Source organism: Mycobacterium colombiense, assembly GCF_003284935.1.
Lineage (GTDB): Bacteria > Actinomycetota > Actinomycetes > Mycobacteriales > Mycobacteriaceae > Mycobacterium > Mycobacterium arosiense_A.
In genome coordinates this window covers 1-3,864 of record NZ_QMEV01000134.1, presented here as the reverse complement: position 1 = coordinate 3,864, position 3,864 = coordinate 1, and the positions used below count along the sequence as shown (strand labels likewise).

General features: G+C 70.7%; 5 protein-coding genes. 4 read left to right on the top strand and 1 reads right to left on the bottom strand.

Going from position 1 to position 3,864, the window contains the following annotated elements:
• Nucleotides 1–501: SelB C-terminal domain-containing protein (locus DQP57_RS26275; RefSeq protein ID WP_205869247.1), on the top strand; the 501-nt coding region annotated here is incomplete at its 5' end.
• A 10-nt stretch (nt 502–511) separates the two neighbouring features.
• On the opposite strand, the gene DQP57_RS26270 is transcribed toward DQP57_RS26275, so the two are convergent.
• Nucleotides 512–976: a GatB/YqeY domain-containing protein gene (locus DQP57_RS26270; RefSeq protein WP_112635821.1), complete on the bottom strand. Its 465-nt coding sequence runs from the start codon at nt 974–976 to the stop codon at nt 512–514.
• On the opposite strand from DQP57_RS26270, the gene DQP57_RS26265 reads away from it, so the two are divergent.
• From DQP57_RS26265 to DQP57_RS26255, 3 genes are all read left to right on the top strand, one after another.
• Nucleotides 975–2,336 (top strand): hypothetical protein, encoded by a 1,362-nt coding sequence (locus DQP57_RS26265; protein WP_205869246.1) that lies wholly within the window; start codon nt 975–977, stop codon nt 2,334–2,336. The two genes, DQP57_RS26270 and DQP57_RS26265, sit on opposite strands and share 2 nt — an antisense overlap.
• Before the next feature lie 23 nt (nt 2,337–2,359).
• Nucleotides 2,360–3,013: a DUF4129 domain-containing protein gene (locus tag DQP57_RS26260; protein WP_112635818.1), complete on the top strand. Its 654-nt coding sequence runs from the start codon at nt 2,360–2,362 to the stop codon at nt 3,011–3,013.
• Nucleotides 3,013–3,864 (top strand): DUF4350 domain-containing protein (locus DQP57_RS26255; protein WP_133259323.1); only part of this gene is annotated, 852 nt, incomplete at its 3' end. The genes DQP57_RS26260 and DQP57_RS26255, both read left to right, overlap by 1 nt.

Sequence of the window (3,864 nt, the reverse complement as noted above, 5' to 3'; positions counted from 1 at the left end):
TGGGTCGGCGATCACGACATCGCGGCGGGCATGCCGCTCGAGACGTTGCGACAGCAGGTCGGGTTGCCCGCCGCCGAACTGCTGCCGAAATTGCTGGACGGCACCGGCCTGGAGGTGGCCGACGGGCGGGTCCGCCCGCCCGGGTCGGGCCTGCCGGCCCGCGTCGACAAGGCCGTGCGCGCGGTCGAGGAGTGGCTGGCCGCCGAGCCGTTCCGGGCGCCCGAGGCCGACGAGCTCGCCGAGCTGAACCTGGGCCCGCGCGAGCTGGCCGCGGCGGTGCGGGCCGGGCGGCTGACCCGGATCGCCGACGGGGTGGTGCTGGGGCCCGACGCGCTGGACCGCGCCGCCGCCGTGTTGGCGGGGCTGCCGCAACCGTTCACCGTCAGCGAGGCGCGCCGCGCGCTGGGCACCACCCGGCGGGTGGCGGTGCCGCTACTGGAACAGCTCGATGCAAGGCGCGCGACGCGCCGCGGCGACGATGGCACCCGGGTGGTTATCTGAGCAGGGGCGGCTACAGCCGCTCTTTGACGGCGGCCGAGAGGCGCGCGCCGTCGGCCTTGCCGGCGGCGATCGCGGTGGCGGCCTTCATCACCATGCCCATCTGCTTCATCCCGGGCCGCTCACCGATTTCCTCGGCGACCTGCGCGATCGCGGTGTCGGCAACGTCGGCCACCTCGGCCTCGGTGAGCGGGGTGGGCAGGTACTCGTCGATGATCCGGCCCTCGGCGTGCTCGTTGGCGGCCAGCTCGCCGCGCCCGTTCTGGGTATAGATCTCCGCGGATTCGCTCCGCTTGCGGGATTCCTTGGCTAAGACCTTGATGACCTCCTCGTCGGTGAGGTCCTTGGCCTGCTTACCGGAGACTTCCTCGGTCTGAATCGCAGCTAACAGCATGCGCAGGGTGGCCGTTCGCAGTTTGTCCTGGGCCTTCATCGCCGCGGTCAGATCCGCCCGGATCCGGGATTTGAGTTCCGCCATGCATGAGACGCTACGCGCCGGGCGGGGGGTCAACGTTGTGAAATGCCCCGGCCGCCGACAGGATGGAGCCCATGACGAACGACGCGCCCGGCTGCAAAGGCCGCGGGGTTCGGTGAGCGCGCCGCCGCCTGGTAATCCGGTTGGTCCGCCACCGGCCTACGGCCCACAACCTCAATACGGTCCACCGCCATACGGCCCACCACCGGGCTACGGTCCCCCACCGGCATATGGTCCGCCGCCGGCGTACGGCCCACCACCCGGCTACGGTCCCTTACCGGGCTACGGCCCCCCACCGGGCTACGGCCCCCCGCCCGGCTACGGGCCGCCCTCGGGTTATGGCGCCGCACCGGGCTACGGATCGCCGCCACCGTTCGGCACGCCGCACGGCTACGGCGCCGTCAAACCCGGGATCATCCCGCTGCGGCCGCTCACCCTCGGGGACATCTTCAACGGCGCGGTGGGCTACGTCCGGGCGAACCCGAAGGCGACGTTGGGTCTGACCGCCATCGTCGTGGTGATCATGCAGATCATCACCGAGGTCGCGTTCTTCGGGCCGCTCGCCGCCGCCGACAGGTTCGGCACCGACCGGCCCGGTGAACTGAGCTCGGGGGTCGTGGGCGCCTGGACGGCGTCGGTGGGCGGCGGCATCCTGGTCAGCTGGCTGGGCGGCATGCTGCTGTCCGGCATGCTCACCGTCATCGTCGGTCGGGCGGTGTTCGGCTCACCGATCACCATCGCCGAGACCTGGGCCAAGATCCGCGGGCGCCTGCTCGCCCTGCTCGGCCTGGCCCTGCTGGAAGCCGTCGTGGTGGCGGCCCTTGCCGGGCTGGTCGCGGTGATCATCGGGGTGTTGGCGGCGATCGGCAACGCCGCGGTGGCCGTGGTGCTGGGCATCCCGCTGGTGCTGGCCGTGCTCGCCGTGCTGGCGTACCTCTACACGGTGGTGCTGTTCGCCCCGGTGCTGATCGTGCTGGAGCGGCTGCCCGTCATGGACGCAATCACCCGGTCCTTCAAGCTGATTCGCAACGGCTTCTGGCGGGTGCTGGGCATCCGGCTGCTCACGTTCCTGGTGGCATCCGTGGTCGCCAACGCCGTCGCGGTGCCCTTCAGCATCGTCGGCCAGTCCTTTCAGGCCACCTCGTCCGGCACGGCGTTTCTGGTCAGCACCGCGATCCTGTCAGTGGGGGCCGCGATCGGCGAGATCATCACCGCACCCTTCAACGCGGGCGTCATCGTGCTGCTGTACACCGACCGCCGGATGCGCGCCGAGGCATTCGACCTGGTCCTGCAGAGCGGCGCCGCGCAGGGACCCTACGCGGCCGCGTCCACCGACAACCTCTGGCTGACCCGGCCCCTGTAAGGGCCGAAAAGGACCGCCTGAGAATGCCTTCCATCGACATCGACCGCGATGCCGCACACCGCGCCGCGCAAGACGAGCTCAACAAACCCATCTATTCGAAGGGCTCCGCGCGCGAACACTTCGTCGACTGGCTCAACGACCTGATCTACCGGCTGCTGCAGAAGACCTCCACGATCCCGGGTGGATGGCTCACCGCGACAGTGCTTTTCATCTTATTAGCCATCGCGGTGATCGTCGGCGTCTACGTGCTGCGGCGCACCATGCGCACCCGCCGCGGCGGTGACTACTCGCTGTTCGAAGCCGCCCAATTGACCGCCGCCCAGCATCGCGCGACGGCCGAGAACTATGCGGCGCAGGGCGATTGGGCCGCGGCGATCCGCCACCGGTTGCGCGCCGTCGCCCGCCAGCTCGAAGAGACCCGGGTGCTGACACCCGCCCCCGGCCGCACCGCCAACGAGCTGGCCCGCGACGCCGCCACCGCGCTGCCCCACCTGGCCGGCGAATTGACACAAGCGGCAACGGCTTTCAACGACGTCACGTACGGCGAACAACCCGGCACCCAGGCCGCTTACCAGATGATCGCCGAGCTGGACGACCACCTGCGGTCCCGCTGGCAGGGCGGACCGCAGGAACCCGGGCGGGCGGAAGCACCCGAGTCGTGGGCGGGGGTGCGGTGATGGCGACGACCGCCGGCGCCCGTCCCGACGCCACGCCGCGGCGGTGGCGCTCCTGGCGGTGGGTGCTCGTCACGCTGCTGGTGCTCGCCGTCATCGCCGGCGTCGATGCGTACCTGACCGCCCCGCGGCCCGGCGCACGCATGGACCCGGCGGCCACCGGACCCGACGGAGCCCACGCACTGGTGGAGTTGCTGCGCAACGCTGGAGTCGACGTCGTCGTCGCCAACAACATCGCCGACGTCGAGCAGACCGCGCGCCCCGATGCGCTGATCCTGGTGGCCCAGAGCCAATACCTCACCGACACGCTGCTGGACCGGCTGGCCAGCGTGCGTTCGGACCTGCTGCTGGTGGAACCGACGACACGCACCCGCGAGGCGCTGCTGCCGGACGTCCGGATCTCCGGTGCCAACGGTTTCGACCTCGACCCGAATTGCACGCTGCGCGAAGCGGTTCGCGCGGGCCCGGTGCGGTTCGGGCCCAGCAACACCTACGAGCCCAAAGACGGCCGCGGGATGACCCGCTGCTACGACGGCGCGCTGATCCGCTTCCGCGAAGACGGACGCACCGTCACCGCGGTCGGCAACACCGACTTCATGACCAACGGCGGCCTGCTACAAGCGGGCAACGCCGCCCTGGCGATGAACCTCGCCGGTGACCGGCCCCGGCTCATCTGGTACGCGCCACACCAGGTCGAGGGTGAATCCTCGGCCAGGACATCGCTTTTCGAGCTGATTCCGCCCAACGTCATCTGGATTGTCGGACAACTGGCGCTGGTGGTCCTGCTGGTCGCGGTGTGGAAGGGCCGCCGGCCCGGGCCGCTGGTGGCCGAGGAACTGCCCGTGGTGGTCCGC